This window comes from Erythrobacter sp. Alg231-14 (genome assembly GCF_900149685.1).
Lineage (GTDB): Bacteria > Pseudomonadota > Alphaproteobacteria > Sphingomonadales > Sphingomonadaceae > Erythrobacter.
On the sequence record NZ_LT702999.1, the window covers coordinates 1278074 to 1304538 of the forward strand.

A 26465-nucleotide genomic window follows, 5' to 3' on the forward strand; every position below is an offset into this window, starting at 1 on the left:
TCTCCGAATTGGGCCAGACAATTTTTGGTCCGGCGCGTTGAAATTAAAAGGCGTGTCTTTGATCAAGGACGGATGGGGCCCCATGCGGGATCCGATGCGTCAACCGGGGTCGGCAATCTCCTTTCATTGCGCCCCGTCAGGTCGACTTGCCACAAGGACGATCGACCCGCATCGCGCGTTGTCCGGAAGAATTGAATGATCCGGCCATTGGGCGCCCACGTTGGGGCCTCATCTTGCCATCCGTCTGTAAGCACCCGAAGGTTACGCCCTGCAGGCGTCATAACTGCAACATTAAAATTGCCGGCGATCCGTGTGAAGGCGATTTGATCGCCACGCGGGCTCCATTCTGGCGTGGCACAGCGGCCGCCGAAAAATGTGATTCGGCGTTGATTGGAACCATCGGCATTCATGACATAGCATTGTTGAGTGCCGGACCGATCGCTTTCAAAAACAATCCGTGTTCCATCGGGCGAATATGATCCGCCGATATCGATCCCCGGCGTGTTGGTCAGCCGGGTGGGCGTGCCGCCCGACACCGGAACGCGGTAAATGTCCGTGTTGCCCGCAACCGCCATAGAAAACAGAATATTGCGTCCATCAGGCGACCAACGCGGGGCGATGGTTGGGCTGCGATTTTCGGTGACCAATGTCTGACGCCCGGAACCAATGTCATAGACATAGATACGCGGGTTTCCATCAACATAGGAAAGGTAGAGGATTTTCGAATAGTCCGGCGAATAGCGCGGCGTTAGCGCGGTCGCGCTGCCCAAAGTGAGGAACCGGTGGTTCGCCCCGTCGCTGTCCATCACAGCGAGGCGTTTAACCCGATTATCCTTTGGCCCGGTTTCTGCGATATATGCGATACGGCTGTCAAAGAACGGATCTTCGCCGGTCAATCGAGCATAGATGAGATCGGAACATTTGTGCGCCGCGCGCCGCCAATCTGCTGGGCGCACTTCGTACCCTTCGCGGATCAATTCATCCTGAAGCGCGACATCATAAAGGTAGCACCCAACGACAAGTCGGCCATTGGCGTTGGCGTTGACAAATCCATGGACCAGCATCTCTGCACCGCGCCCGCCCCAACTGCTCCATGCAGGGTTGCGGATTTGTTGGAATTGCGGGCTAGGCAAACGATCCGGGCCGGTGGGCTCAAACAAGCCATTGTTGCGCAGATTTGCGGTGATGACCCGCGCGATTTCCCGACCCAATGCGCGCGTGCCATCGGCGTTGGCCGGTGTGGGCGCGTCACGATTTGTGGCAAATGCGGGGATCGCAATGCCCAAATCATCCCAGTTGTTTTCCGCCGTGACTGTGCCGCGCAATGGCCCATCATCGTCGTCGCCGTCGATGGCGATATCAGCGACGGCGCCGCCTTCGCCCAAAGGCTGATCCAGATCCGAAGTCCCCGCATCTTGTGCGAATGCGGGCGAAGCAATCAGCCCCACCCATGCAACCAGCGCGGTTAACAGCGTTGTCGTCTTCATATTCAAAGCCTTATGTCGAATTGCCATTCGAGATCGTCCCAGCGACTATAGAACTGCTCTGGCAAGTTAAAAGGGACAGCACTTCGAACCGCGCGAATTGCACGTTCACAATGCAGGCCAACTTGGGGTCTGTTGGATGCGGTGATGCTGTTGTTTTGGGTGCGACATGTCGGGGTGCCGCGCAACGTTCCATCTTGGTTTAGGCGCCATGAGACGGTCGAAACCAGCTTATCCGCGTCGACCCCAGTGGGCGGATTCCAATTCGGTCGCAATTGACGCGTGATCGCCGATGCCAAAGCCGCGCGCTCCCTACGCCCAAATGTCGCCGCGGGTGGGCGGGTTTCATCGGTGTTGGTCGAATTGCCTGATCCACCCAAGAAATTGTCACCGATCCTGCTGCCGCCGGTGTTGCGCGGCGCGGGCGTGGTTTCCCGTGGACGATCGGGCCGTGTGCGTGGTCGCGGCGGAGAGGTGTTTGTCGGGCGGGTTTGGGGCCGCGTTTGCGGCGTGGGGGCCGGCCGCGTTTGCGGCACCGGCGCGGGTCTGGGCGCGGTTTCCACCGGCTCAACCTGAGCGGGCTCTTCGGGTGGGGCCGGTTCCTCGGACAAGGTAGGCGCAATTGCCGCGCGACTTTCGGCCACCGGTTCTGGTGCGGTGGCCTCAAGGCTGACTTCGGTCGCAAGACTAACCGTCATACGGTCGGGAGTGATGTCTTTGGGTGGGAACAGGGCGAATTGCATCGCCAAAACGACCACCAACGCCACGTGCAGAACAATTGCGGCAATCAAGCCGATCCGTTCTTCAAAGCGAAAAGCTGTCTCTCCCATCACGCGTCCTCGCTATGGCGCGGTAACTGAACCGTCGGTGACCAAAGCGATCGAGGTGAAGCCAGCGCGGCCCAATTCCCCCATCACCGCCATCACCCGGCCGTAATCAAGGCTCCTGTCGCCGCGAAGGACGATGTTGGGCAAACGCCCATCGCCGCCGCGATTCAACGCCGCCAACGCATCGGGCAATGCACCAGTGGGAACCGGCTCATTTTCAATGAAAATACGCCCTTGATTGTCGACGCTTATGGTCACTTGATTGGGTGTTTCTTCGACTGCATTGGCCCGGCTTTCGGGCAATTCGATTGGTACACCCACGGCAGGCAACGTGACCGTCACCATAAAGATGATCAACAAGACCAGCATGACATCAACCAACGGAGTGACGTTGATTTCGGCCATTGCCGCGCGGCGATTGCGGCGGCCCCCTCTGCGGGTGTTGCTAAGCGACGCTCCCATTTAAACGCGATCCAATTCGCGGCTCAAACCGGCGTGAACCTTATCGGCAAAACGCTGCAACTTGGCCTCATACTGGTTCACGGTGTCGCTGAAACGGTTGTAGGCGATGACCGCGGGAATGGCCGCGAACAGGCCAATCGCTGTCGCGAACAATGCCTCTGCGATGCCTGGCGCCACCACCGCAAGCGACGCGCTTTGTTGCGCACCGATTTGGAAAAAGCTGTTCATGATGCCCCAGACGGTGCCGAACAATCCCACAAAAGGCGCGACAGATCCCGTGGTTGCCAGAAAATTCAACCGTCCGGCCAATTCATCGGCCTCATGCGCGATTTGGCTTTCCATCGCCGCGCCGATCCGTTGCCGCGTCGCATCGCGATCAACGGGAGTGTTTTTGGTGGAGCGTTTCCATTCATCCAAGCCCGCGCCCGCAACCCGTGCCGATGGCACTTGGCTGCGCATTTTCTTGCTCAAGGCCGCTTCGCGATCGCGCGTTTCCCAAAAATCTGCCTCATACCGGCGCGAACTTTTGTTGAGCCCACCCGATTTGAGCCAGAACGACACAATGATGGTCCATGTCCAAACGCTGGCCAAAACCAACCCAACGATCACCGCTTTGACAACGATGTCGGAGTCCAGAAACAATTCAATCGGGTCCAACCGTGTTGGGCCGTTGGCAATCGCCGCCGCGTTTGCCGCAATTGGGCCGCTCACAGCCGCATTCAAAAATGCAAAAGGCACTCTTACACTTCCTCTCTGGTCATAAATTCATCAAAGGCGGCGCGCCATTCGGCCGGTTGCCTGCGCGGGCGCCCTTCGAGAGTAATAAAGCCAACCCGCAGGCTCGCCTCGCACAACACATCGTCACCACGTCGCGCGATTTGGTGCATGCGACAACTGGCCGCGCCCAACGCGGTGCACGTGGTTTCGATCACCACATCATCGTCCAACTTTGCTGGGCGCAGATATTTCAGATTGATCTCTGACACGGCATAGGCCCCGCCTTTGTCACGGTCAGGGTCGTCGCCGTTTTCGGGCGCAACGCCGCCGGCTTCAATCGCGGCGCGTTGATCGATTTTCAGCATGCGCAACAAATCCGAACGCGCGCGTTCGAACCACCGGAGGTAGTTGGCGTGGTATGTGATGCCAGATAGATCGGTGTCCTCATAATAGACCCGCACGGCGTATAAATGCCGCGGTCCATCAAAAACACCGCCGGGAGGAGTGGGTTTAACCATACAATATCGACCTAGCGCAGAGTGGATTCGCTGAAAAGCGATGGTTTGGCTTTCGCTGCATGAACGGCGGTGAAACGAATCTGGCGTGCGACCAGACCCTTTTACCCGCGTTTGGCAAATTCTGGAGCGATCATCGGCCCCAACTTTTGCCCGCCAAAAATATGGACGTGCAAATGCGGCACTTCTTGATGCCCATTTCGGCCGATATTCGCCATCAAACGATATCCCGGTTCCACCAAGCCTTTTTCCCGCGCGACGATCCCCACCGCGCGAACAAAGCCGGCAATCTCATCCGCACTTGCAGTGGCGCTGAAATCGTCCCAGCTGACATAGCGCCCTTTCGGGATCACCAATGTGTGGGTCTCGGCCTGAGGGTTGATGTCTTCAAAAGCATAGGCCCATTCATCATCATAGACCGTCTTGGATGGAATTTCTCCGCGCAGGATTTTGGCAAAGATGTTGTTGTCATCATAAGGCAGCGTTGGATCGATGGGCATGTATTCGCTCCTTTAGTCGGGTGTGCGGCTGGCTTTTTCGTCGAGACCCGATAGCCCTTCGCGCCGGTCCAATTCGGCCAAGACATCATCGAATGCGACGCCTTTGGCTTGCAGCAAGACCATAAGATGGAACAGCAGATCCGCGCTTTCGCCAATCAACGCATCGGAATCTTGCGACACGGCGGCAATGACAGTTTCGGTCGCTTCTTCGCCGACCTTTTGCGCCATCTTTGATACGCCCTTTGCGTTCAATTTGGCGACATAGCTGGTGTCGGGTGAAGCTTTGCTGCGTTGCGCAATGGTCTGTTCGAGGCGTTCTAACGTGGTCATAAATTTATCCTTACACGCCGGGCGCAAGCAATCCAGCGATCCGCGTCTTAAACGCCGCGCGCGGGCAGACCCGCCGATCTGAGTGCGGCGTGCGCTTCTGAGATCGAATGGGTGCCAAAATGGAATATGGACGCGGCCAAAACCGCGCTGGCATGGCCATCACGGACCCCTTCGACCAAGTGGTCCAGCGTGCCAACACCGCCGCTCGCGACAACCGGAACGGCGACCGCATCGGCAATCGCGCGGGTCAATTCCAGATCGTAACCCGCCTGTGTTCCGTCGCCATCCATGGATGTTACTAGCAATTCGCCCGCGCCCAATTCCGCAACCTTGATCGCGTATTCCAACGCGTCAATCCCTGTGGGTTTGCGGCCACCATGGGTGAATATTTCCCATTTCCCATCGGTCACTTTGCGCGCATCGACGCTGGCGACGACGCATTGGCTGCCAAACCTCTTTGCGATTTCCGCCACCAATTCGGGACGCGCAACAGCGGCAGAATTGATCGCGACCTTGTCTGCGCCGGCCAGCAACAGCGCGCGCGCATCATCGACACTGCGCACCCCGCCTCCGACCGTCATCGGCATAAAGCACACTTCGGCGGTGCGTTTAACGATATCGAGCAGTGTTCCGCGCCCTTCGTGGCTGGCGGAAATGTCGAGGAAGCACAGTTCATCGGCACCCGCAGCATCATAGGCGCGCGCCTGTTCCACCGGGTCGCCTGCGTCTTTGAGGTCCACAAAATTGACCCCCTTCACCACCCGGCCATCGGCCACATCAAGGCATGGGATAACGCGGACGCGCACGGTCATACCGCTTGTCCCACATCGACCAAGACACAAGTCGCCTCGCCATTCGGGCAAACCGGCACCGCTTCTTCGACGGGTACTCTGCCCTGAAGCCACAACAGAGCGAATGCCATGTTGAGATACAGCACAATCGCCATCCAATATTTGTCGGGCGTGTCTTCTTTGGTCAGGCGATGGCGACCCAGCGCCGTTTTGCCCCGGCGCCAATCGACCACGACCCATGCGACCATCACAAATGCCGCGATCAACGCAATGTTGGCGATGGTCACGATCGTTGACCCATGGCAATCGCCGCAGCCAAATCCAGCTTACCTTCGTACAAAGCGCGTCCGGTGATCACCCCTTCGATCCCCTCATGCGCATGGATCGACAGGACGTGGATATCATCCAGCCCCTTGACCCCGCCGCTGGCGATGACGGGAATGTCGACCCGCTGCGCCAATTCCACGGTCGCGTCGATGTTCACGCCTTTCAACAATCCATCGCGCCCAATATCGGTGAACAACAGCGAGGCGACGCCCGCATCTTCGAACCGTCGGGCCAAATCGTGCACGGGGACATTGGACACTTCGGCCCACCCTTCGGTGGCGACCATGCCATCCTTTGCATCCACCGCGACCACGATGCCGCCTTCCCATTCGCGCGCCATTTCTTTGACGAATTCGGGATCTTTCAACGCCGCCGACCCCATGACCACGCGCGCAACGCCGAGGTTGAACCACCCTTCAACGGTTGCCGCATCGCGGATACCGCCGCCCAATTGCACATAGCCGGGGAACTGTTCGATGATCGCTTCGACCGCTTCGCGATTTTCGGTGCGTCCGGCAAAACTCCCATCAAGATCCACAACATGCAGATGTTCCGCCCCGGATTCGGCGAACATCATCGCTTGGGCCGCGGGATCATCGCCGTAGACGGTGGCGCGCTCCATATCCCCTTCGGAAAGGCGCACAACTTCGCCAGCTTTAAGATCAATGGCCGGAAAAACGATCATGAAACGAACTCGCAAAAGGAAGGCAAAGCAGGCGTGCCACAGGGATAAAACATCATGGCTTCCACTCCAAAAAACGGCTCAGCGTGGCAAGGCCATAGGCTTGGCTTTTTTCAGGGTGATATTGGACGCCCAAAATATTGTCACAGGCGACCGCTGCGACCAACCCTTCGCCGTGATCGGTCATGGCCGCGATGTCCGACGGGTTTTGCGCAACGAAATGATAGGAATGGAGGAAATACGCCTCCCCCCCATCGATCACATCGTGATCTTTTGCATGGGGCAATGCCGCCACATCGTTCCACCCCATATGCGGCACTTTAATTGCGGGATCTTTTGGTTCGATCAATCGCACTTCGCCGGAAATCCATCCCAAACCCGGAGTAACACCATGCTCCAATCCCGCATCGGCCAACAATTGCATGCCGACACAAATGCCCAAGAACGGCGCGCCGCCGACGCGGACGCGTTCTGTCATCGCCTCCACCATGTTTGGAATGGCGCGCAAACCCTCTGCGCACGCTTTGAACGAGCCCACCCCGGGCAACACAATCCGGTCAGCCGCGCGCACCACATTGGGATCGGCGGTGACGATAACGTGCGCGCCCACCGCTTTCAAAGCATTGTGAACCGAATGCAGATTGCCCGCGCCGTAATCAATTAAGGCTACAGTGTCGGCGGTGTCAGCCACTCAGCGCCTCTAAGCCGGGCCCAATGAAACGCGGTGTCCATTCGGTGATGGTGATGGTTGCGACATTGCCCACAAGGAACGGATCGGTTGCGGTTACGGCTTCTGCTTCGGCGCGATCGGTCGCGCGAATAAAGATTGTGCCGCTATCGCGCGGATTGTTTGGGCCCCATGCGAGGAAATGGCCGTTTTCATGGCCGGCCTTTAACCAAGCGAGATGATCTGCCAGCAAGACATCAACTTGTTCAATCGGAACCGTGTAGGTCAACGTCGCGATAAACACACTATCCACCCAATTGCCCCTTTGTGCTTGGCACTGCGTCGCCTTTGCGGGGGTCGCGTTCAACCGCGATCCGCATTGCGCGGGCAAAGCCTTTGTAAATGCTTTCACAGATGTGATGATTGTTGCTGCCGTAGAGCAATTCAATATGCAGCGTTAGTCCCGCGGTCTGCGCGACCGAATGGAACCAATGTTCGATCAATTCCGTGTCCCACTCGCCCAGCTTTTCTTGCGTGAAACCCGCTTTCCAAACCACAAAAGGCCGCCCGGAAATATCAAGGGCAACGCGCGACAAGGTTTCATCCATCGGGGAATAGGCGCTGCCATATCGGCCAATGCCACCTTTGTCGCCCAACGCATCCGACAATGCCTGACCCAACGCGATCGCAGAATCCTCGGTCGTGTGGTGTTGGTCCACATGCAGGTCGCCCGTCACCTGCATCGTGACATCGATCAAGGAGTGTTTGGAAAACTGTTCCACCATGTGATCGAGAAAGCCGATGCCGGTGGAAACATCATAGGCACCGGTTCCATCCAGATTGACGGAAATGGCGATGCTTGTCTCGGCGGTTTTGCGCGTCACAGAGCCAGTGCGGGTCGAGGAGTTTGGCGTGTTGCTCATGGAACCCGGCTATAGCTGCGCAAAGACGCCGTGCAAGCGGGTGATTGCGATAAAACGCGCCGATAAACCATCAAAAGTGCGCACGAAACGCTTGACCCGCGCGACGCACACGGTCACGATTCACAGCATAATGACCGATGATACCCCCGATAGCCTGATCCCGTATGATGAGATCGTCCAAGAAGCCCTGCGCGCCGTTGTCGGCCGTGTGTTGGGCGAAATTGAACGCGGGGGCAGCGAATTGCCCGGCACGCATCATTTTTACATCACCTTCAAAACCCACGCACAAGGCGTATCGATCCCATCTCATTTGAAGGAACGATTCCCCGATGAAATGACCATTGTTCTGCAGAACAAATTTTGGGAATTAGAAGTGCGCGATGATGGGTTTTCGGTTGGGCTGACGTTCAATCAAATTCCGGCCAAATTGGAAATTCCTTACGCCGCGATCACGGCTTTCGTGGATCCGGCGGTTGATTTCGGCCTTCAATTTCAAGCTTCGGCGACCGAAATGGCGCCCGAAGAGCATGACGATGCCGAAAATGACGGTGTCGGGTTGAGCGTTTCCGCCGACGGCGAAGACAGCGACACAAGCACGACAAGCGACAGCGACGAAGAGGACGGCTCCAACGTTGTCACTGTTGATTTCGGCCGCAAGAAGTAAGCGTTGCGCCGATTATGGCAAAAAGCGGATCATCAACGGATGATAAAGGGACGGCCAAAACCGCTGCCCGCAAAGTCCCACTGCCCAGCCCCGATGCCGGCACAAACCTATTGATCGCCGATATTGTGGTGCGCGGGGCATCGACCCTGTTTCGCAATGCAGTAGAAAAACGCGTGGCGAAAGCCAGCGTTGACGAAGACAGCGACGCACAAGACCTTTTGGATGGGCGCGCCGTTATCACGACATTGGGGCTTTATGGAGCCAGCAAATTGGCGACCCGGTCGGTCCCCGGTTTGTTGATGGTTAGCGGGGGTTTGCTGGCCAAAACCCTTTATGATCGCGGCAAAGCCCGCCAACGCCGTTTGGCGAAAGAGGCATCGCCGCCGGCGGGATCGCCAAACGACGCCGAATAGAACCACGCCTACAATACCGGCGCATTGGGTGCAGCTGCCCCTTGATTTTTAGCGGCATTTTGCGGCATCGGGGCCTATGGGCGAACCAACATCAATTCCATCGGATCAGCTGCATCGGCGCGGCTTGCTGTTTATTCTCTCGTCCCCTTCGGGCGCGGGCAAGACGACTTTATCGCGGATGCTCTTGAAACAGGATGACGACATAAAGCTTTCTGTGTCTGTCACCACACGCCCGCCGCGTCCGGGAGAGGTGGATGGTGTCCATTACCATTTTGTATCTGATGAAAAATTCGACGCCATGGTCGAAGAAGATGACTTTTACGAATGGGCGCATGTATTCGATTACCGATACGGTACGCCAAAAGGGTTGATCCGGACCGGCCTCAAAGACGGGCAGGATTTCTTGTTCGACATTGATTGGCAGGGGACCCAGCAACTCTACCAAAAAGACCAACAAGACGTCGTCAGCGTCTTCATCCTTCCCCCCAGCCTGGATGAGTTGCGCCACCGATTGGAATCGCGCGCGCAGGACAGCGACGACGTGATCGATGGCCGGATGGAACGCGCCCGCGCGGAAATCAGCCACTGGGCCGAATACGATTATGTCGTGATCAATGACGACGTAAACGAATGTTTTGATCGTGTTCGCGAAGTGTTGGACGCGGAACGCATGCGCCGCACACGACAAACCGGGTTGATCCCATTTGTGCGAGAATTGATGGGCAACTGATCTTTGCCGCATGAACTGATCATCGGGACATTAATTGGTGGCGCCCTTATGGGGACGGTGTTCTTCGCTGGCGCGTATTATTCCCTAAAAACTCGGCCAAACCGCGCAATATTCGCTGGGGCGTTGTCCTTGCTGGGATCGATCGGCTTCATAGTGTTCAAGGCTGGCGGTCCTATACCCGGTGATGCACTTGGCCAGTTTGCATCGATGGCCACGGGCGCGACATTCGCAATAGCGTTTTGGAGCTGGCGGACACTGGAAAGCGACAAACGCGATGGCCAGGCGGCCAATGGCGTCAATACAGACGCATTGGAAGATGACGCGCCCAACCTTTAGCGCCTGCGACAATGCCCGGCTCACCAAAACAGACCGTTGAATAAAAAGGCCCGCCGGATCGCTCCGGCGGGCCTTTTTAGTTTCCGTTGCGAACCCGCTTAGCCAGCTGGATCGTTGAAGACGCTGGGCAGAGATGCGTTCACCACGCCGCCATCCACGGTTAGTGTTTCACCAACCACGTAATCTCCGGCACGGCTGCACAGATAAATCGCCGCCGCCGCCATATCTTCGGCGGTTCCGATCCGTTTCGACGGGATCATTGCGGCGCTTGCGTCGGGCGCGGATTTCGCTGCTTTGTTCATCTCACTTGGGAAAGCACCCGGCGCGATTGAAGTCACGATGATGTTGTCTTGAATCAAACGCGCGGCCATCCGGCGGGTCAATTGAATGACGCCCGCTTTGGATGCTTGATAGGCGTAGGTTTCCCATGGGTTGATGCGTTGGCCATCAATCGAAGACACATGGATCACCTTTGCCGGGTGATCGCCCGCGCCACCCGCGACCAACAAATCATGCAGTTTCTGTGTCAGGAAGAACGGTGTTTTGACGTTCAAGTCCATCGTCCGATGCCAACCCGCCTCGTTGAATTCGAGGTAAGGTTGACCCCACGCCGCGCCAGCATTGTTGATCAAAATGTCGAGCTTCTCTTCGCGCTTCGCCATTTCTTCGGCCAATGCGACCATGCCATCCATTTGCGACAAGTCGGCCGGGATGCCAAAGACTTTGTCTTCGCCAAATTCGGCGATCGTTTCCTGCATTTGTTCAACTTTGCGCGCCGAAATATACACGCGCGCGCAACCCGCGGCGAGCAATCCTTCAACGAACATTTTGCCAATGCCGCGCGACCCGCCAGTGACAAGCGCGACGCGCCCTTCGAGGCTAAAGAGTGAAGTGATATCCATGTGTCGTGTCCTTAATAGCCGCTGAGTTCAGCGACGCGGTTGGCGTGGAAATAGGCATCGCCCAAGAATTCCTGAAGCGCTCGATCGCGTTTCATATAAAGGCCGATGTCGTATTCGTCGGTCATCCCGATGCCGCCGTGCATTTGCACGCCTTCTTTGACAGACAAGCCGGCGGTTTTGGCAACTTTGGCTTTGGCCACGCTGCTCATCAATTCGGCCTGTTCACTGCCCGCGTCGAGCAATTGTTGAGCCTTAATCACGACCGCACGGGCCACTTCGACTTCTGAATACAGGTGGCTTGCCCGATGTTGCAGAGCCTGAAACTCACCGATCAATTGGCCAAATTGTTTGCGTTGTTTCAGGTAATCGATGGTCATATCCATCGCCCCGCGCGCAACGCCAACACCCTCGGCTGCGGCGCCAATGCGGCCAGCGGTCAACATTGCGTTGAGCACTGCGCGTCCGCCATCCAGTTCGCCAATCACCGCATCGCCATCGATTTCCACGCCGTCAAATTTGGTGTGGGTCGCCATGGAACTGTCAACCAAGCGCACTGAATCGTGGCTCATATTGGCGGCGTCTTTAGGGACCGCGAACAATGTGATGCCGTCATCGTCTTCATCAGAACCGCTGGTGCGGGCGGCGACCACCAACATATCCGCGCTAGCGCCTTGGATCACGAAGCTCTTCGAACCAGTGAGTTTAAACCCATTGCCCGATTTTTCCGCCTTAGTGGCGATCCGACCCGGCCGATGCTTCGCCGTTTCATCAACCGCCACGGCAAACACGCTGTCACCCGCAACAAGGCCGGGCAGATAGCGGCCTTTAAGGTCAGCCGATCCGTGTTTGAGTGCGGTCGCGGCCAAAACGGACGAGGTCAGAAATGGCGAAGGCGTAAGATTGCGGCCGATTTCTTCGAGCACGATGCCCGCTTCGACATGGCCCATACCCAATCCGCCGTCGTCTTCGTCCAGCAACATGCCGGTAAAGCCCATTTCGGCCATTTGTTTCCACAAAGCATGGCCAAATCCATCCGGGCAATCGCGGTCACGCCAATGGCGCAGTTGTTTCGCAATGTTGCCTTCGTCGGCCATAAAACCGCTTGCGGTGTCGGCGAGCATCGCCTGATCTTCGTCATGATATAGGGGCATGAATTGTCCCGTCCTCTCTTAGGAAATGTGTCGTTCGAACCGCGCGCGTTGTTTCGCGCGCGGTCCGTGCAATGCGATCGGTGCGATTAGCCGCCCGGCAGTTCAAGAATGCGTTTGGAAATCACGTTCAACATGACTTCCGATGTGCCGCCTTCAATTGAATTTGCCTTGGTCCGCAACCAGCCGCGCGATGGCTTACCACCGCCGGTGTCTTCGCTGTCCCATTCCAGGCTGCGCGAACCGCCTACCGACATCATCAATTCGTGGCGGCGCTTGTTCAGCTCTGTACCGACATACTTCATCATGTTCGGTTGCGCCGGGTGACCTTTGCCGGACTTCATTTCGTCCATGAATTTCTCGCCCATCGCGGTGAAGGCAAGCGCATCGACATCAAACATCGCCAATTCGGCGCGCAATGCGGGATCAAGATCATCACCCGTTTTGGCCGAGTGGCGCTTCATCGCAGTGCCGATCGCGGCGGTGCGTTCGCCCCCACCCAGACCGGAAATCATTTCGCGTTCGTGGCCGAGTAGATATTTCGCAACATCCCATCCGCGGCCCACTTCGCCCACAAAGCCGGGGCAATCATCACCGTAGGATTTTGGCACGGTCACATCGTCAAAGAATGTCTCACAGAACGGGCTGTTGCCGCTGATCAACAAGATCGGTTTGGTCGTGACACCGCCGCCATGCATGTCGAACAGCATAAAGGTGATGCCCTTATACTTGTTGTCTTTATCCGTGCGCACGAGGCAGAAAATCCAATCGGCTTCATCGGCGTAAGACGTCCAGATCTTCTGACCGTTGACTGTCCAATGGTCGCCTTTGTCCTCACCAAAAGTCTGCATCGAGACGAGGTCAGACCCGCTGCCGGGCTCTGAGTATCCCTGGCACCAGCGAATTTCGCCGCGCGCGATCTCATTGAGAAAACGCTGTTTTTGACCTTCTGTGCCGAATTGCAGCAACGCAGGGCCAAGCATCCAGATGCCAAAGCTCGACAATGGCGGGCGGGCACCGATTGCGGCCATTTCCTGACGTAGGACCTTCGCTTCGGGTGCGCTCAAGCCGGCGCCACCATACGCCTTTGGCCAAGCAGGAACAGTGTATCCTTTGTCGCGGCAGACTTCGAACCATGCCTTTTGCGCGTCGTTTTTAAACGTCGCGTTGCGTCCGCCCCAATAAACGTCTTCGTCGTCACGAACAGGCTCACGCATCTCTGCGGGGCAGTTCGCTTCGAGCCAGCTTCGGGTTTCGCTGCGGAAGTTTTCCAGATCGGACATAGTGCCGGTACCTCTCAATTTATTATCCCATATTGACGCTTACGTTATCGTAATTTGCATGGCCGCCGCAAGCACATCTCGCGCCGACAAGCATGCCGTAGCGTCAATACAATTGGTTTGACGGTTTGCGTTGACGGCGCGCGGTTCGCGTATACGTTCGCGCGCAAGATTAAGGGCATAGGTTTGGGAGAACCAGCATGATCAGATTCGCCGGTACAATCGCTCAGTTTGAGGCGTTACCCCGCCTTAGTCAGCGTGCGACACCATGAGTTTGATCCAAGGCAAGCTGCCCCTCCGGCTCAAATTGATCCATGGATTTGGTGCGGTTGCATTCGGTGTGAAAGACACCGGTTTTTCGTTCTTCCTGTTGTTTTTCTACAGCCAAGTTCTGGGCATGGATGCCGGCCTCGTCAGCGTGGCCTTGTTGTTGGCGTTGTTGGTGGATGCGGTGGTTGATCCGATCATCGGCAATTTGTCTGATCGTACATATTCGCGCTGGGGACGGCGCCTGCCATGGCTTTACGCAGCGCCCATTCCGCTGGCTTTTGCATGGGTGTTGTTGTGGTCACCTCCCGGCGGTGAAGCCCCCACCTTTATGGGTCTGCTGGGCATCTGCATAGCGGTGCGGTTGTTGTTGTCGGCATGCGAAGTCCCATCGATATCGCTGCTGCCGGAAATCACATCGGATTATGTCGAACGCACCACTTTGTTTCGGTTCCGGTATCTGTCCGGTTGGTTGGGCGGCATTTTGATGATGATTATCGCCTACGGCTTTTTATTCTCGGGCGATGGCGGTTTGTTGGAACAAGACGGTTACGTCACGTTCGGGATTGTCGGGTCAGTCCTTATGGTGATTTCGGTCATGGGATCCGCGCTGGGACAACACAAATTGGTCGCGCATTTGCCTGCGCACAAACCGACGCCGTTTTCATTGAAGGCATGCTTCGCCGAAATCTTCGAAGCATTCAGCGAGCGGGCATTCCTGTTTTTCGCAGCCGGCGGCTTGGCCGCATATATCAGCCAAGGGTTGAACTTCTCGCTGTCCAATTACCTCAACGTATACGTTTGGCGCTTGGATGCGACCAGTCTACCCGGCCTTCCCGAAAGCGTGACGGGCCTTAGCATTTATCCGCTTATCCTGTTTCTGTCGGTGTTGTTGATGTTCAACATTGTTGGCCCGATGCACGAAAAATTCGGCAAGCCAAAAAGCGCCGCGATCGGCGCAATCGGCAGCACGGTATTGACCTTGATCCCTTATGGCGCGTTGTTGCTGGGGCTTTGGCCAGAATTGGGATCGCTCTCCTCGCTTATCTTGGTGTTTACCTTCCTCACCGTCGGCAACGCATTGGGTGTGGTGGTGATGGTGTCGGCGTCTTCGATGATCGCTGAAATCGTTGAGGCATATTTGGAGCGGACCGGGATGCGCGCAGAGGGCGCATTCTATTCTGGCAATTGGTTGGTGCAAAAATGCGCAACCGGTTTTGGCATCTTCTTGAGCGGCCAATTCCTCGCATTTTCCGCGCTGACATCCGATGTCACACCGGACAATGCGGCGCCCGCTGTGATCGACTCATTGATCATCTTGTATGTCGCAACGACCGTTGTGTTGATGATGATTGCCGCGTTCTGGTTGGGCCGTTTCCCGATCAGCCGCGAAGACCACGAAGCCCGCATCGCTGCGCTCAGCGAACAAATAGACTGAAACAAAATGAGAGCTTGGCGCGGCGGTATGGCTCTGCCACGGTCGCTTTCAACAGATTCGATTTCAATTAAGGACTAGAGAGGAACACCCCTATGGATTTCCAACCGACAGAACGTCAGGCCTATTGGCGCGACCGCGTGCGCGACTTTATCGAAACGCATGTTCGCCCCAATATGGACGTCTACAAAGAACAAGACGCCGCCGGCGATCGCTGGAAAGTCATCCAGATCATCGAAGACAAAAAGAAGTTGGCCAAAGAAGCCGGCATCTGGAACCTCTTCATGCCGCCCCGCAATGACGGCCACCATCACGTCGAAGAAACGTTTGAATTTGAAGGCCCTGGCCTGACCAACCTCGAATACGCTTTGTGCGCCGAAGAAATGGGCCGCATCGGTTGGGCATCGGAAGTGTTCAACTGTTCCGCGCCGGACACCGGCAACATGGAAGTGTTCCACCGCTACGGCACAATCGAACAAAAGGAACAGTGGCTTCGCCCGATCATGAACGGCGAAATCCGTTCGGCGTTCCTTATGACAGAGCCGTTCACCGCTTCGTCTGATGCCACCAACATCGAAACGCGGATGGAACGCGATGGCGATGAATATGTGATCAATGGCCGCAAATGGTGGTCATCGGGTCTGGGTGATCCGCGTTGTAAAGTGTCCATCGTTATGGGCAAAACCGACTTTTCCGCCGGTCGCCATGCGCAACAATCTATGTTGTTGATGCCAAACGATGCGCCGGGCGTGAACATCATTCGCCACCTGCCGGTGTTTGGATATGACGATGCGCCGCACGGCCACATGGAAGTGGAAATGAAGGACGTTCGCGTCCCTGTGACCAACATGCTTCTTGGTGAAGGTCGCGGGTTTGAGATCGCCCAAGGGCGCCTCGGCCCTGGCCGCATTCACCACTGCATGCGCACCATCGGCGTCGCCGAAGAGGCGTTGGCAAAAATGTGCAAACGCCTTCAAGAACGCGAAGCTTTTGGCAAACCGATCTACAAGCATTCGGTTTGGGAAGAGCGCGTTGCGCGGGCCCGCATTGATATCGACATGACACGTCTGCTCTGCCTGAAAGCGGCCGACATGATGGACAAAGTCGGCAACAAATCGGCCAAGCAAGAAATCGCGATGATCAAAGTTCAGGCGCCGAACATGGCTCTGAAAATCATCGACGACGCGATCCAAGCCCATGGCGGCGGCGGCGTGTCGAACGATTACGGTTTGGCCAATGCCTATGCGCATCAACGCACATTGCGTTTGGCAGATGGTCCGGACGAAGTGCACGCGCGCTCAATCGCTCGGATGGAATTTGGCAAGCATGTTCCAGAAGAAGGCCCAACGGCAAACGCTCTGCGCAAAGGTGGCAACGCCGCCAATGATGCAGGCGGCTTCAGCTCAGGCGACATGGGTGCAACCCGTTAATTCGGGCCCCATTTTCTGAACTAAAGCGAGAGGACAATATGGCAAAAGCAGCAATTCTGGAAACACCAGGTCAAGGTTTGACGATCGGCGACATCGAAGTCGCCGATCCCATGCCACACGAAGTATTGATCGACACGAAGGCTTGCGGCCTTTGCCATTCCGATTTGCACTTTATCGATGGTCACTACCCGCATGCATTGCCCGCAATTCCCGGGCATGAGGCGGCCGGCATTGTGCGGGCCGTTGGCAGCGAAGTGACCACGGTAAAGCCCGGCGATCACGTCGTCTCCTGCCTCAGCGCGTTTTGCGGCACTTGCGAATTTTGCGTAACAGGCCGGATGGCTCTTTGCCTTGGCGGGGCGACCCGCCGCGGCAAAGGGGACGCGCCGCGCATCACGCGCAGTGATGGTGCGCCGGTGGCGCAAATGCTCAACCTTTCCGCTTTGTCTGAACAGATGTTGATCCACGAAAATGCGTGCGTTTCGATTGATAAAGACATGCCGCTTGACCGCGCCGCTGTGATCGGTTGCGCGGTGACAACCGGCGCCGGAACGATCTTTAACGCGTGCAATGTGACACCGGGCGAAACCGTCTTGGTCGTCGGGTGCGGCGGTGTTGGTCTCGCGACCATCAACGCAGCCAAAATTGCGGGCGCAGGAAAGGTGATTGCCGCCGATCCTTTGCCGGAAAAACGCGCATTGGCCGAAACATTGGGCGCGACCCATACGGTCGATGCTTTGGCCGATGACGTGGTCAAACAGATCATGGAAATCTCTGGCGGCGGCGTCGATTGGGGAATTGAGGCCGTCGGGCGTCAGGCATCGGCCGATCTCGCCGTTGCCGCGTTGCGGCGCGGGGGCACAGCAGTGATCTTGGGCATGATGCCTTTGGATTGCAAAGTCGGCCTTGGTGCGATGGACCTTTTGGGCGGAAAGAAATTGATGGGCGCGATCATGGGGATGAACCACTTCCCCGTTGACCTACCGCGACTGGTGGATTTCTACATGCGCGGCTTGCTCGACCTCGACACCATTATCGCTGAACGGATCAGCCTTGATGATGTGAATGCGGGCTTTGATAAAATGCGTGAAGGGAGCCACGCGCGCAGCGTGGTTATGTTCGACTGATGAGCATTGATTTTGACAAGGAAATGGTCGGCACAATTGAGGTGCCGGAAGCTGATAAACTTGACCTTGAAAAGTTGACTGCATGGTTCGAAGCCAATGTGGAAGGCTATGAAGGCCCGATCAGCTACACCAAATTCAAGGGCGGCCAATCCAATCCGACCTACAAAATCGAAACACCCGGCGCGAATTATGTTCTGCGCCGCCAACCATTTGGCAAATTGCTGCCATCGGCGCATGCGGTGGATCGCGAATACAAGGCCATGACCGGCCTGCACCCAACCGGATTTCCGGTGCCCAAGACATACGGGCTTTGCGAAGATCCGGAGGTTTTGGGGTCCAAGTTCTTTGTGATGAGCATGGCGGATGGCCGTTCATTGTGGAACGGTGCCCTTCCCGGCTGTTCAGTCGATGAACGCCGCGCGCTTTACAACGCTTTGATCGATACAATGGCGGATATGCACCTTAACGTGCCGGACGACATTGGTCTGGGCGATTATGGCAAGCCGACCGATTATTGCGCGCGCCAAATTTCGCGTTGGACGAAACAATACAAGCTGTCCGAAACCGAGCACATGCCGCAAATGGAGCGGTTGATTGAATGGTTGCCGCAAACCATCCCTTCACAGCATGGATCATCGGTGGTCCACGGCGATTACCGGCTCGATAATGTGATTTTCGCCCATGATGAGGCCCGCGTGATCGCGGTGTTGGATTGGGAATTGTCGACGCTGGGCGATCCTATTGCCGATTTCAGCTATTTGATGCTCAATTGGTTCCAACCTTCGGATGATGGTCGCGCCGGTTTAATGGGTCTTGATCTGGAAACCTTGGGCATTCCCACGGTCGAAGAGGCGGTCGAACGCTATGTCGCGCGCACCGGATACCCTGTTCCGCCCATGGATTGGTATTTTGCCTACAATTTGTTCCGGCTCGCCGGGATTATGCAAGGGATCAAGAAACGCGTCATCGATGGAACCGCATCATCCGCCCATGCCAAAGCGATGAGCGATCGCGTATCACCATTGGTGGCAAGAGCGTATGAATTCGCGCTAGCCGCCGGGATGCCCGCCTAAGCAACGAATGATGCGCGATCGGCGTTTGGGCGCTGGCCTGCATCGCTATCATCGCCCGCGTGGCGGGTTCGGCCTCCTTTTGTGGGCGGAGAACCGCGCGCGGTGCCGATGCCCGACGGTGCCGGGTCTTGCCGGGCCCGGTTCGGCTCGCTAGCAGCACACGCAACGACCCGCGCACGCATCATCAACGCGCGCGCCCCAAATTCATCCGGAGAATGTATGACCGACACCCTAATCACCCAGATCGGAACGGCTTGGGAAAATCGCGCAGAAATCACACCCGGCAGCGATGTGCGCCATGCGGTTAGCGAAGCGTTGGCGATGTTGGACAATGGCGAGGCGCGCGTTGCTTCCCCCGATGGCAATGGCGGATGGGTCGTCAATCAATGGTTGAAAAAGGCGGTTCTGTTGTCGTTCCGCTTAAACGACAACCGCGTCATGGAAGACGCGGCCGGCGGCGATGCGGCCTATGACAAAGTTCCGATCAAGTTTGCCGGATGGGGCGAAAACCGCTTTCGCGATGCAGGGTTCCGCATTGTTCCGGGCGCGGTTGTGCGCCGGGGCAGCTTCATCGGCAAAGGCGCGGTGGTGATGCCCAGTTTCGTCAATATCGGCGCCTATGTTGGCGAAGGGACGATGGTGGACACTTGGGCTACCGTGGGATCATGCGCGCAAATTGGTGCGAATGTGCACATTTCCGGCGGCGCCGGGATCGGCGGCGTACTTGAACCGCTTCAGGCAGAGCCGGTGATCATCGGTGACGGAGCCTTTATCGGCGCGCGCAGCGAAGTCGCAGAAGGCGTCCGCGTCGGCGAAGGCGCAGTCTTGTCCATGGGCGTTTATCTGGGTGCCTCGACCAAAATCATCGACCGGGCTACCGGCGAAATTCACATGGGCGAAGTGCCTCCCTATGCGGTGGTTGTTCCTGGCAGCCTGCCGGGTAAACCTCTGCCCGACGGCACACCAGGCCCATCGCTTTATTGCGCCGTGATCGTTAAAACCGTGGACGCGCAAACGCGCTCAAAAACCGGCATCAACGAATTGTTGCGCGATTGATCATCGGTTTGGCCGACGCGGGTTTAATCCTGCGTCGGCGATGCCGTTTCAATTGGTGGCTGATCACTGACCTGCGCTGCATAGCGTTCCGCTTCGCGTAAGACGCGGATGGCGTTGCGGCTTGCGATCAATTCCATTTCGACTTGGGAATATCCGCGGCGCGACAATTCGGCGAACAATTGCGGGTATCCGCCGACATCCTCAAAACCGACGGGTCCCGTCGGCATCCCATCAAAATCGGCACCAATGCCGATATATTCCACCCCGATCATCGCACGGATATGATCGATGTGATCAGCCATATGGCTGATCATTGTGGCGGGTTCGGGATTGGCGGCATCCCAATCATCCATCGCGGATGCAATCACATCGGGCTGTCCTTGAAACAGCGATTGCTGCCGCGCTTGTTCCGCTTCGCGTTCAGCGAACCAATCCCTGCGCTCTTCATTAAGAAATCCGGGCAATGCCACGACCATGACGATGCCGCCATTGTCCGGCAAACGGGTCAGCACGCTGTCGGGCACATTGCGCGCGTGGCCGTTGATGGCGCGGACGCCCGAATGGCTAAAAATCACAGGTGCACGCGCCGCATCCAACGCATCGTGCATCGCATCCTCACTCACATGGCTTAGATCAACCAACATCCCGATCCGGTTCATTTCGCGGATCACATCCTTGCCAAATGCGCTCAACCCGCCATGTTCGGGGGCATCTGTTGCGCTGTCGGCCCATGGCGTGTTCCGGCTGTGGGTGATGGTCATGTACCGCGCGCCCAAGGCGTACATCTGACGCAGAACGCCTAGACTTGATCCGATCGAATGGCCGCCTTCCATGCCCAACATAGACGCGACACGACCGTCGGCGATCGCGGCTTCGACATCATCGGCGGTTTCGGCGTAGCGCAGCGCTTCAGGATAACGGTCGATCAGGCGTTTCATCACGTCGATCTGCTCCATCGTCATCTGCACCGCTTCGGGTTCAGACAGGCTGACAGGGACATAAACCGACCAATATTGTGCACCGACTTGGCCGGTGGCCAATCGTTCAATATCGGTGTGCATGGCGCGCCCTTGCGGGTGGGTGTCGCCGGTCCCGCTTGTATCGGCGAAGTCGAAATCGTTGATTTGATTGCCAAATCGCGCGCGCAATTGGATCGGCACATCGTTGTGGCCATCGAAAACAGGCGCGATTTGCAACGCCGCTTCTGCCGCTTGAAGCGCAGGATCGACCTCTATTACGGCCTCGACAACCGCCTCTTCGACCACGCTGCCCTCTGCAGGATTCTCGGCAGTTTGAGCGGCCAAGGGAGCCGCAAAAGCGGCGCACAACGCAATCGCAGCACACGTTGATGCCGCGAAACGAACTGGGTCAAAATGACGGCCGGAATTTCCTTCGAGTGGTCCAATGGCGAGTTGCATGTTGGCGAATACTCCCGATAGTGCGCGCAAGAATTGGGCGGATGTGAACATCACAGATAGCGCGCGCATCAGATAATTGAAACGGGCGATACCGCGCCGATTTACAGGAGCACTCTCATGATCAAGCAGCGATTGAAAACAGGGCTTCGATGGGTGTTGGCGGTTTTCTACGCCTTTGCTGGATACATGCACATCGTCGCACCTGCTCCCTTTCTGACCATCATGCCGGATGCGATCCCCTATGCCGAGGCGATCGTCTTTTGGACCGGGATTGCGGAAATTGTCGGCGCGATTGCCTTGGTGCAACCGTTCAACCTGCGGCTCAGACAGGCGGGCGGCATTGGGCTTGCGCTTTATGCGCTGTGTGTGTGGCCGGCCAATATCAACCATTTGATGATGGATTTAGCGCGCGAGGATGGGGGACTGGGCCTTGCCTATCACATCCCGCGCATGATCGCCCAACCGTTCATCATATGGTGGGCTTTATGGGCCGGTGATGTGCGCATCGGGCGACGGGCATAATCCGCGCCGACGCAGCGATCATTGTTCGCAAGAAAAAGGCCGATGGGCAGCGCGCAATGCGATGCTCCACCGGCCTATAATTCTTTAAATCCACCCGTGGGGGCAGATGAAAGATTTAGGTGAGGTGCTTAGAAACAGCAGCCGTCATCTTGAACATTGAGATCTGGTCTTTGCCGATCACAGCGCTAAGCTTGCCGTCTGGGTTGATCTGACGCTTGTCGTTGGCGTCCTGAAGGCTGTGTGCCTTGATGTATTCCCAAACTTTCGAAGTCACTTGAGCGCGAGTCATCGGGCCTTTGCCGATCACTGCTTCCAAATCACCTGACAATTGCACTGGTTTCTGCAGAGCATTGGTTTTTCCGGCCATAATTCTTCTCCCTTAAATGGCGGGTTAGTCGAAATCATCTTCGTCGAATGTCCCGTCATCGGCCTCAATGCCGGTGAACGGGGCGTAAAGCACGTCACAACCTGTAACGAACCCTTTGATCGAAGCGATCAGTTCATCGCGGCTTGCCCCTGGCATCAATGTCAGAGGCAAATCGGTCGCGAATATTTGAAAGACGTAATGGCGTGTTTCACCCACAGGCGGGTCCGGCAAAAGCCATTCCGAATTGCCCGCACCGTTCTTGCCGGCGCGTGGGGGCAGTTCCCCTTCGAGCAATTTGCCGCGTTGTCCCGAAAGCCCCCAAACCAACCAATGGATCGCTGGATCTTTACCAGCGTCGGTTGCGTCTTCGACGATCACAATCAATTCTTGTGATCCCGGGGGCGGCGCGCTCCATTCCAATGGTGGAGCGACGGCGTCTTCTTCTTTTGCAGTGAAGCAGGGGTCGAGCTCATCCCCGGCATCGAACGCCGGACTGGTCAAAGCGAATGAGCCGCGACCGAACGTCTTCGCATCGCCAAGGCTTGCAATCGCAAGACCAGGGTGACGCGCCACAGCGGGCACTTTCTTAGAGAGCCATTCTGGGAAATCAGTCATGATTCTGTTGTTCCATCCCTGCTTAAGTAGGGTGATCACCGGGGCAAAACGAGGGATGGCGACGCGATTTGCCCCGGTTTCTGAGGAAAACCCAAAAAAATAGGTGCAATTACAGCGATCCCGCCCCCGCTCACCGGCGAGAAAGGCGTAAAAACTCGTCAAAGCACGGGCGAAATTGCGGCGAAATGGTTGCCGTTCATCGCATCGCAATGCATGTTCTGGCCATCATCCCCCCAACAGAGCCCGGATTGCCGGGCAATTGGTGGTCGCTATTGCTCGGAGTCGCATCCCTCTTATGAAAATTGAACAGCCCGCTATCGACATTCGGATGGGCCGGATCGGCCGCACCGTATTGAGTGCAACGCTTGCATTGTCTTTGGCGGCATGCGGCGGCGGAGGGGGTTCTTCCAACACGGCAACGGGCGGCGGTGGTTCGCAATCAACGGCGCAATGCGCAATCTCGAATCAAATCGCTTTTGCAGACGATGTGTTGGACGAATGGTACCTGTTCCCCAATTTGTTGGACAACACCGTCAACGCCAACAACTTCACCACAGTCCAAGACTTTCTAAACGCGCGCGTGGCGCCCGCACGCGCGCAATCGCGCGATAAGGGATTCACATTCGCGACATCCATCGCCGAAGAAAACGCGCTGATCAGTTCCGGGTCGAGCGCCGGGTTCGGCATCCGATTGTCTTACGACACCGCCAATGATCGCGTGTTCTTGTTGGAAACGTTTGAAAGCGCGCCCGGATTTGCGGCGGGTATGGATCGAGGGACCGAATTGCTGGCCATCGGCACAGATGCGGGCAATCTACAATCCATCGCTTCATTGATGGCCACGGGCGGCCCACAGGCCGTGATCGACGCGCTTGGCCCATCCAATGCAGGCGTGGCCCGGGTGATCCGGTTTGCCCAAGTGGACGGCACAATCATCGAAGCCAATGTCACGAAGACTGATTTCTCGCTTGACCCAATTTCCGACCGCTATGGCGCCCTGATCATCGATGATGGTGGGAAAAACGTCGGTTACCTTAATTTGCGCACCTTCATCATTTCCGATGCGGCGGATCAATTGCGCGATGCATTCCAATTGTTCAACGCCAACGGTGTGACCGAACTGATCATCGATTTCCGTTACAACGGCGGTGGATTGGTCAGCGTGTCGGAAGTCTTTGGCGACTTGTTGGGACAGGGGCGCGTCGGCCAATTGTGGAGCAGGACGATCCTGCGCGATTCTAAATCATCCGAAAACTCCAACGAATTTTTCGAAAACGAAGCCAACGCGCTTCAAGCGACAAAGATAGCTTTTATCACAACCGGCAACAGCGCATCGGCGAGCGAGTTGGTCATCAATTCAATGCTTCCATATCTTAATGCCGACAGCGTGGCGTTGGTCGGGGCGAACACTTCGGGCAAACCCGTGGGTCAATTTGGCTTTGATTTCGATGCGTGTGATTTGCGCATTCGCGCTGTGACATTCCAAACGGTCAACGCCGATGAACAAGGCGACTATTTCACCGGATTGGCGGGCACCGTTCCCAACACATGCCGGGCGACCGATGACATCTCAAACGCGTTGGGCGATGCGGATGAAGCCTCGGTTTCGACCGCGCTCGATTTCCTTGCCGGGCGCAGTTGCACCGCTATCAGCGGCAAAACCGACGACACGTTGGCCCAGCGCGAGCGTGAACTTCAAGCGATGCGCCCCGAACAACCGAGCGCCGCGCAATTCGAGATACCAGGTCTGTTTTAGGGCGCGTGTTCTAATGGTCGTTTTGCGCATCGCGCAAAGCAATCGCGGCGGCGATCACCGTATCGGATGACGCCGGTTTTGCGATCAAAGGCGCATCCAAAACGCGCACATGCTCTTCGCGTCGATTGAGATCGCCAGAATGCAACAGAAACGGAATGCCCCGCTCCTTTAAAGCGCCCGCAACAGACACGCATGTTTGGCCATCGGCCAACGTCACGTCCAACACCGCCGTATCAATCGCCGTATCGCCATCAATGACCGCAAATGCCTCTTCGCAATTTGTCACGGCGTACACAGCGCATCCGCGATCATTGGCCGCAAATTCCAGATCCATCAGGATCAACGGCTCGTCTTCCAAAAGCAGGATGGAATGGGGGGCGCTCAATCCTTCCTCCTTACGGGAACGGTAATCGTCGCGCTTAGACCGTTTTCGGTCCATTCGCGCGCAATCGAACCGCGCGACGTCTTAAGCAGGCGCTCAACAATGGCGGTCCCTGTGCCCAATTCGATCGCTTCGGGATCGACTTTCGGTCCGCCTGTTTCATCCCATTGTAGGATCAAAGCAGTGTCATCATCATTGACCCCCCAATCCACGGTGACTGCGCCCGTATCGACGCTCCACGCGCCGTGTTTGGTCGCGTTGGCGGACAATTCGTGCAGGACAAGTCCAACGACGGAGATGATCGTGAAAGGCATGCGGATCCCGGCGCCCGCCATCGTCAATCGCGTCGCATCGCGATCATACGGCGATAAGACGGCGCGGATGGCTTCGCCAATGTCGATGCTGCCGCTGGACGCGTCGTCCAATGTGGTTTCATAGGCACGGCCGAGCGCCTGAATGCGTGAGTTGATCTCGGCGGCTTCGTCTTGGATGCCGCGCGATCGACCCGTGACGTTCACGATGCCCGAAATCACCGCGAACATATTCTTCATCCGATGTGAAAGTTCGCGCGCCATATCCTTAGCGTGTTGCTCCTCCGCCCGCGCGGCGCGCACGTCGGACACATCCCATTGACTGCCAAAGAAATAGACCAATTCGCCCGTGTCGCTGTAAATTGGGCCAAGATGCAGCGCGTTCCAAAAAGTCGTGCCGTTCTTGCGATAATTGAGCAGTTCAACAACCACCACGTCTTCGTTCGCGATCGCTTTGCGGATGCGTGCGACAGGTTCGGGATCGGTTTTGGGCCCCTGAAGAAAGCGGCAATTGCGCCCGACCACTTCGCCTTCGGAATATCCGGTCAGCCGCCGGAATGCGCGGTTCGCAAAGACAATGGGGTTATCGGGGGCATGCGGATCAACCAAAGTGATTGCCATGCGCGTTTGGGCCATCGCCTGTTCAAACAGAACGCCGGACGCGCCGGAAAACCGGTCGCTTTCATTGCCAGCACGAAACCGCTCAGGCGCATCATCAAACCGCATCGCGGCTTGATTGGAGCGCGGGCGATCTCTTTCATCGTCGGTGTTCACGTCGTTCACTTTCCCACAGCATCTTCAGCGGCATAATTGGGGGGGCGCCAAAGCTTGCGGTTTGATTTGGATATTGCCGAATAAACGGCGAAGACCACGGTGTGTTCCAACAAACACCCGCACCCATCCATTCTGTGTGACGCATGACGAACCAACCCGTTTGATTATCACGCTTTTATCGGTCCCAAGAATTTCCACCGCCGCGCGCAATAATAGCGCAATATCGTCATTTCA

General features: G+C 56.8%; 32 protein-coding genes. 11 read left to right on the top strand and 21 right to left on the bottom strand.

What is annotated here, in order from left to right; translation table 11 throughout:
• Positions 1-62: 62 nt before the first annotated feature.
• From tolB to hisB, 13 genes are all read right to left on the bottom strand, one after another.
• On the bottom strand, positions 63-1487 hold the full coding sequence (tolB, locus tag BQ8290_RS05925) for a Tol-Pal system beta propeller repeat protein TolB (RefSeq protein ID WP_108788452.1): 1425 nt from the start codon (positions 1485-1487) through the stop codon (positions 63-65).
• A gap of 2 nt (positions 1488-1489) precedes the next feature.
• A complete protein-coding gene (locus BQ8290_RS05930) occupies positions 1490-2314 on the bottom strand; it encodes a cell envelope integrity protein TolA (protein ID WP_108788454.1) in 825 nt (274 codons plus the stop codon).
• A 12-nt stretch (positions 2315-2326) separates the two neighbouring features.
• Positions 2327-2773, bottom strand: a complete 447-nt coding sequence (locus BQ8290_RS05935; RefSeq protein WP_108788456.1) for a biopolymer transporter ExbD — start codon at positions 2771-2773, stop codon at positions 2327-2329.
• A complete protein-coding gene (gene tolQ, locus BQ8290_RS05940; RefSeq protein ID WP_443112308.1) occupies positions 2774-3511 on the bottom strand; it encodes a protein TolQ in 738 nt (245 codons plus the stop codon).
• 2 nt (positions 3512-3513) lie between these two features.
• Positions 3514-4008, bottom strand: coding sequence for a hotdog domain-containing protein (locus BQ8290_RS05945; RefSeq protein WP_108788458.1), 495 nt, complete (start codon positions 4006-4008; stop codon positions 3514-3516).
• A gap of 101 nt (positions 4009-4109) precedes the next feature.
• Positions 4110-4505: an HIT domain-containing protein gene (locus BQ8290_RS05950; protein ID WP_108788460.1), complete on the bottom strand. Its 396-nt coding sequence runs from the start codon at positions 4503-4505 to the stop codon at positions 4110-4112.
• A gap of 12 nt (positions 4506-4517) precedes the next feature.
• Positions 4518-4835, bottom strand: coding sequence for a phosphoribosyl-ATP diphosphatase (locus BQ8290_RS05955; RefSeq protein WP_108788462.1), 318 nt, complete (start codon positions 4833-4835; stop codon positions 4518-4520).
• A gap of 47 nt (positions 4836-4882) precedes the next feature.
• Positions 4883-5647 (bottom strand): imidazole glycerol phosphate synthase subunit HisF, encoded by a 765-nt coding sequence (gene hisF / locus BQ8290_RS05960; protein ID WP_108788464.1) that lies wholly within the window; start codon positions 5645-5647, stop codon positions 4883-4885.
• The gene (locus tag BQ8290_RS05965) at positions 5644-5913 is read right to left on the bottom strand and encodes a hypothetical protein (RefSeq protein ID WP_337661064.1); all 270 of its coding nucleotides are present in this window, start codon (positions 5911-5913) and stop codon (positions 5644-5646) included. The genes hisF and BQ8290_RS05965 overlap by 4 nt, the downstream gene beginning before the upstream one ends.
• Positions 5910-6638, bottom strand: a complete 729-nt coding sequence (gene hisA, locus BQ8290_RS05970; RefSeq protein WP_108788466.1) for a 1-(5-phosphoribosyl)-5-[(5-phosphoribosylamino)methylideneamino]imidazole-4-carboxamide isomerase — start codon at positions 6636-6638, stop codon at positions 5910-5912. Before hisA ends, BQ8290_RS05965 begins: the two co-directional genes overlap by 4 nt.
• Positions 6639-6690: 52 nt before the next feature.
• Complete coding sequence (gene hisH, locus BQ8290_RS05975) at positions 6691-7326, bottom strand: imidazole glycerol phosphate synthase subunit HisH (RefSeq protein WP_108788468.1); 636 nt, start codon at positions 7324-7326, stop codon at positions 6691-6693.
• On the bottom strand, positions 7319-7615 hold the full coding sequence (locus BQ8290_RS05980) for a YciI family protein (RefSeq protein WP_337661065.1): 297 nt from the start codon (positions 7613-7615) through the stop codon (positions 7319-7321). The genes hisH and BQ8290_RS05980 overlap by 8 nt, the downstream gene beginning before the upstream one ends.
• Entirely contained in the window at positions 7608-8225 is a 618-nt protein-coding gene (gene hisB, locus BQ8290_RS05985) for an imidazoleglycerol-phosphate dehydratase HisB (protein WP_108788472.1), read from the bottom strand. Before hisB ends, BQ8290_RS05980 begins: the two co-directional genes overlap by 8 nt.
• Before the next feature lie 130 nt (positions 8226-8355).
• On the opposite strand from hisB, the gene BQ8290_RS05990 reads away from it, so the two are divergent.
• The 4 genes from BQ8290_RS05990 (at position 8356) to BQ8290_RS06005 (ending at position 10368) form a co-directional block, all read left to right on the top strand.
• The gene (locus tag BQ8290_RS05990) at positions 8356-8889 is read left to right on the top strand and encodes a ClpXP protease specificity-enhancing factor SspB (protein WP_108792003.1); all 534 of its coding nucleotides are present in this window, start codon (positions 8356-8358) and stop codon (positions 8887-8889) included.
• Positions 8890-8903: 14 nt separating this feature from the next.
• Positions 8904-9302 carry a hypothetical protein gene (locus BQ8290_RS05995; protein ID WP_108788474.1) on the top strand — a complete coding sequence of 133 codons (399 nt, stop codon included), beginning with the start codon at positions 8904-8906 and terminating at the stop codon, positions 9300-9302.
• A 76-nt stretch (positions 9303-9378) separates the two neighbouring features.
• Positions 9379-10032: a guanylate kinase gene (gene gmk, locus BQ8290_RS06000; RefSeq protein WP_108788476.1), complete on the top strand. Its 654-nt coding sequence runs from the start codon at positions 9379-9381 to the stop codon at positions 10030-10032.
• Positions 10033-10035: 3 nt separating this feature from the next.
• The gene (locus BQ8290_RS06005; protein WP_108788478.1) at positions 10036-10368 is read left to right on the top strand and encodes a hypothetical protein; all 333 of its coding nucleotides are present in this window, start codon (positions 10036-10038) and stop codon (positions 10366-10368) included.
• 98 nt (positions 10369-10466) lie between these two features.
• Here the strand turns inward: BQ8290_RS06005 and BQ8290_RS06010 are convergent, their stop codons facing one another.
• From BQ8290_RS06010 to BQ8290_RS06020, 3 genes are all read right to left on the bottom strand, one after another.
• Positions 10467-11270: an SDR family oxidoreductase gene (locus BQ8290_RS06010; RefSeq protein ID WP_108788480.1), complete on the bottom strand. Its 804-nt coding sequence runs from the start codon at positions 11268-11270 to the stop codon at positions 10467-10469.
• A gap of 11 nt (positions 11271-11281) precedes the next feature.
• The gene (locus BQ8290_RS06015; RefSeq protein ID WP_108788482.1) at positions 11282-12421 is read right to left on the bottom strand and encodes an acyl-CoA dehydrogenase family protein; all 1140 of its coding nucleotides are present in this window, start codon (positions 12419-12421) and stop codon (positions 11282-11284) included.
• Between the two features lie 86 nt (positions 12422-12507).
• The gene (locus BQ8290_RS06020) at positions 12508-13701 is read right to left on the bottom strand and encodes an acyl-CoA dehydrogenase family protein (RefSeq protein ID WP_108788484.1); all 1194 of its coding nucleotides are present in this window, start codon (positions 13699-13701) and stop codon (positions 12508-12510) included.
• A gap of 265 nt (positions 13702-13966) precedes the next feature.
• Here BQ8290_RS06020 and BQ8290_RS06025 point away from each other — a divergent pair, with 265 nt between their 5' ends.
• From BQ8290_RS06025 to dapD, 5 genes are all read left to right on the top strand, one after another.
• On the top strand, positions 13967-15403 hold the full coding sequence (locus BQ8290_RS06025) for an MFS transporter (protein ID WP_108788486.1): 1437 nt from the start codon (positions 13967-13969) through the stop codon (positions 15401-15403).
• Between the two features lie 92 nt (positions 15404-15495).
• Complete coding sequence (locus BQ8290_RS06030; RefSeq protein WP_108788488.1) at positions 15496-16830, top strand: acyl-CoA dehydrogenase family protein; 1335 nt, start codon at positions 15496-15498, stop codon at positions 16828-16830.
• Positions 16831-16868: 38 nt separating this feature from the next.
• Entirely contained in the window at positions 16869-17957 is a 1089-nt protein-coding gene (locus BQ8290_RS06035) for a zinc-binding dehydrogenase (RefSeq protein WP_108788490.1), read from the top strand.
• Positions 17957-19030, top strand: coding sequence for a phosphotransferase (locus tag BQ8290_RS06040; protein ID WP_108788492.1), 1074 nt, complete (start codon positions 17957-17959; stop codon positions 19028-19030). Before BQ8290_RS06035 ends, BQ8290_RS06040 begins: the two co-directional genes overlap by 1 nt.
• A gap of 219 nt (positions 19031-19249) precedes the next feature.
• Positions 19250-20086, top strand: a complete 837-nt coding sequence (gene dapD / locus BQ8290_RS06050; RefSeq protein ID WP_108788496.1) for a 2,3,4,5-tetrahydropyridine-2,6-dicarboxylate N-succinyltransferase — start codon at positions 19250-19252, stop codon at positions 20084-20086.
• 23 nt (positions 20087-20109) lie between these two features.
• Here dapD and BQ8290_RS06055 read toward each other — a convergent pair whose 3' ends face one another.
• Complete coding sequence (locus BQ8290_RS06055) at positions 20110-21504, bottom strand: membrane dipeptidase (RefSeq protein WP_108792005.1); 1395 nt, start codon at positions 21502-21504, stop codon at positions 20110-20112.
• 117 nt (positions 21505-21621) lie between these two features.
• Here BQ8290_RS06055 and BQ8290_RS06060 point away from each other — a divergent pair, with 117 nt between their 5' ends.
• Positions 21622-22026, top strand: a complete 405-nt coding sequence (locus BQ8290_RS06060; RefSeq protein ID WP_108788498.1) for a DoxX family protein — start codon at positions 21622-21624, stop codon at positions 22024-22026.
• A 115-nt stretch (positions 22027-22141) separates the two neighbouring features.
• On the opposite strand, the gene BQ8290_RS06065 is transcribed toward BQ8290_RS06060, so the two are convergent.
• A complete protein-coding gene (locus BQ8290_RS06065) occupies positions 22142-22393 on the bottom strand; it encodes an SWIB/MDM2 domain-containing protein (protein WP_108788500.1) in 252 nt (83 codons plus the stop codon).
• 24 nt (positions 22394-22417) lie between these two features.
• Complete coding sequence (locus BQ8290_RS06070; protein WP_108792007.1) at positions 22418-23008, bottom strand: YbhB/YbcL family Raf kinase inhibitor-like protein; 591 nt, start codon at positions 23006-23008, stop codon at positions 22418-22420.
• A 295-nt stretch (positions 23009-23303) separates the two neighbouring features.
• Between BQ8290_RS06070 and BQ8290_RS06075 the strand changes: the two genes are divergently transcribed.
• A complete protein-coding gene (locus BQ8290_RS06075; RefSeq protein WP_337661066.1) occupies positions 23304-24764 on the top strand; it encodes a S41 family peptidase in 1461 nt (486 codons plus the stop codon).
• Positions 24765-24774: 10 nt separating this feature from the next.
• Here the strand turns inward: BQ8290_RS06075 and BQ8290_RS06080 are convergent, their stop codons facing one another.
• Positions 24775-25149 (bottom strand): response regulator, encoded by a 375-nt coding sequence (locus tag BQ8290_RS06080; RefSeq protein WP_337661067.1) that lies wholly within the window; start codon positions 25147-25149, stop codon positions 24775-24777.
• On the bottom strand, positions 25146-26240 hold the full coding sequence (locus BQ8290_RS06085; protein WP_108788502.1) for a PAS domain-containing protein: 1095 nt from the start codon (positions 26238-26240) through the stop codon (positions 25146-25148). The genes BQ8290_RS06080 and BQ8290_RS06085 overlap by 4 nt, the downstream gene beginning before the upstream one ends.
• Between the last annotated feature and the right edge of the window lie 225 nt (positions 26241-26465).

Excerpts from the sequence above, each read along its gene's own strand:
- dapD (WP_108788496.1), top strand. The coding sequence starts at position 19,250 with ATGACCGACACCCTAATCACCCAGATCGGAACGGCTTGGGAAAATCGC.
- BQ8290_RS05950 (WP_108788460.1), bottom strand. The coding sequence starts at position 4,505 with ATGCCCATCGATCCAACGCTGCCTTATGATGACAACAACATCTTTGCC.
- BQ8290_RS05945 (WP_108788458.1), bottom strand. The coding sequence starts at position 4,008 with ATGGTTAAACCCACTCCTCCCGGCGGTGTTTTTGATGGACCGCGGCAT.
- BQ8290_RS06035 (WP_108788490.1), top strand. The coding sequence starts at position 16,869 with ATGGCAAAAGCAGCAATTCTGGAAACACCAGGTCAAGGTTTGACGATC.
- BQ8290_RS05930 (WP_108788454.1), bottom strand. The coding sequence starts at position 2,314 with ATGGGAGAGACAGCTTTTCGCTTTGAAGAACGGATCGGCTTGATTGCC.
- hisF (WP_108788464.1), bottom strand. The coding sequence starts at position 5,647 with ATGACCGTGCGCGTCCGCGTTATCCCATGCCTTGATGTGGCCGATGGC.
- BQ8290_RS06025 (WP_108788486.1), top strand. The coding sequence starts at position 13,967 with ATGAGTTTGATCCAAGGCAAGCTGCCCCTCCGGCTCAAATTGATCCAT.
- BQ8290_RS05990 (WP_108792003.1), top strand. The coding sequence starts at position 8,356 with ATGACCGATGATACCCCCGATAGCCTGATCCCGTATGATGAGATCGTC.
- BQ8290_RS05995 (WP_108788474.1), top strand. The coding sequence starts at position 8,904 with ATGGCAAAAAGCGGATCATCAACGGATGATAAAGGGACGGCCAAAACC.
- gmk (WP_108788476.1), top strand. The coding sequence starts at position 9,379 with ATGGGCGAACCAACATCAATTCCATCGGATCAGCTGCATCGGCGCGGC.
- BQ8290_RS06075 (WP_337661066.1), top strand. The coding sequence starts at position 23,304 with ATGAAAATTGAACAGCCCGCTATCGACATTCGGATGGGCCGGATCGGC.
- BQ8290_RS06015 (WP_108788482.1), bottom strand. The coding sequence starts at position 12,421 with ATGCCCCTATATCATGACGAAGATCAGGCGATGCTCGCCGACACCGCA.
- BQ8290_RS05955 (WP_108788462.1), bottom strand. The coding sequence starts at position 4,835 with ATGACCACGTTAGAACGCCTCGAACAGACCATTGCGCAACGCAGCAAA.
- hisA (WP_108788466.1), bottom strand. The coding sequence starts at position 6,638 with ATGATCGTTTTTCCGGCCATTGATCTTAAAGCTGGCGAAGTTGTGCGC.
- BQ8290_RS06010 (WP_108788480.1), bottom strand. The coding sequence starts at position 11,270 with ATGGATATCACTTCACTCTTTAGCCTCGAAGGGCGCGTCGCGCTTGTC.
- tolB (WP_108788452.1), bottom strand. The coding sequence starts at position 1,487 with ATGAAGACGACAACGCTGTTAACCGCGCTGGTTGCATGGGTGGGGCTG.
- BQ8290_RS06040 (WP_108788492.1), top strand. The coding sequence starts at position 17,957 with ATGAGCATTGATTTTGACAAGGAAATGGTCGGCACAATTGAGGTGCCG.
- BQ8290_RS05935 (WP_108788456.1), bottom strand. The coding sequence starts at position 2,773 with ATGGGAGCGTCGCTTAGCAACACCCGCAGAGGGGGCCGCCGCAATCGC.
- BQ8290_RS06070 (WP_108792007.1), bottom strand. The coding sequence starts at position 23,008 with ATGACTGATTTCCCAGAATGGCTCTCTAAGAAAGTGCCCGCTGTGGCG.
- hisB (WP_108788472.1), bottom strand. The coding sequence starts at position 8,225 with ATGAGCAACACGCCAAACTCCTCGACCCGCACTGGCTCTGTGACGCGC.
- BQ8290_RS06030 (WP_108788488.1), top strand. The coding sequence starts at position 15,496 with ATGGATTTCCAACCGACAGAACGTCAGGCCTATTGGCGCGACCGCGTG.
- BQ8290_RS06020 (WP_108788484.1), bottom strand. The coding sequence starts at position 13,701 with ATGTCCGATCTGGAAAACTTCCGCAGCGAAACCCGAAGCTGGCTCGAA.
- BQ8290_RS06055 (WP_108792005.1), bottom strand. The coding sequence starts at position 21,504 with ATGCAACTCGCCATTGGACCACTCGAAGGAAATTCCGGCCGTCATTTT.
- BQ8290_RS06060 (WP_108788498.1), top strand. The coding sequence starts at position 21,622 with ATGATCAAGCAGCGATTGAAAACAGGGCTTCGATGGGTGTTGGCGGTT.
- BQ8290_RS06065 (WP_108788500.1), bottom strand. The coding sequence starts at position 22,393 with ATGGCCGGAAAAACCAATGCTCTGCAGAAACCAGTGCAATTGTCAGGT.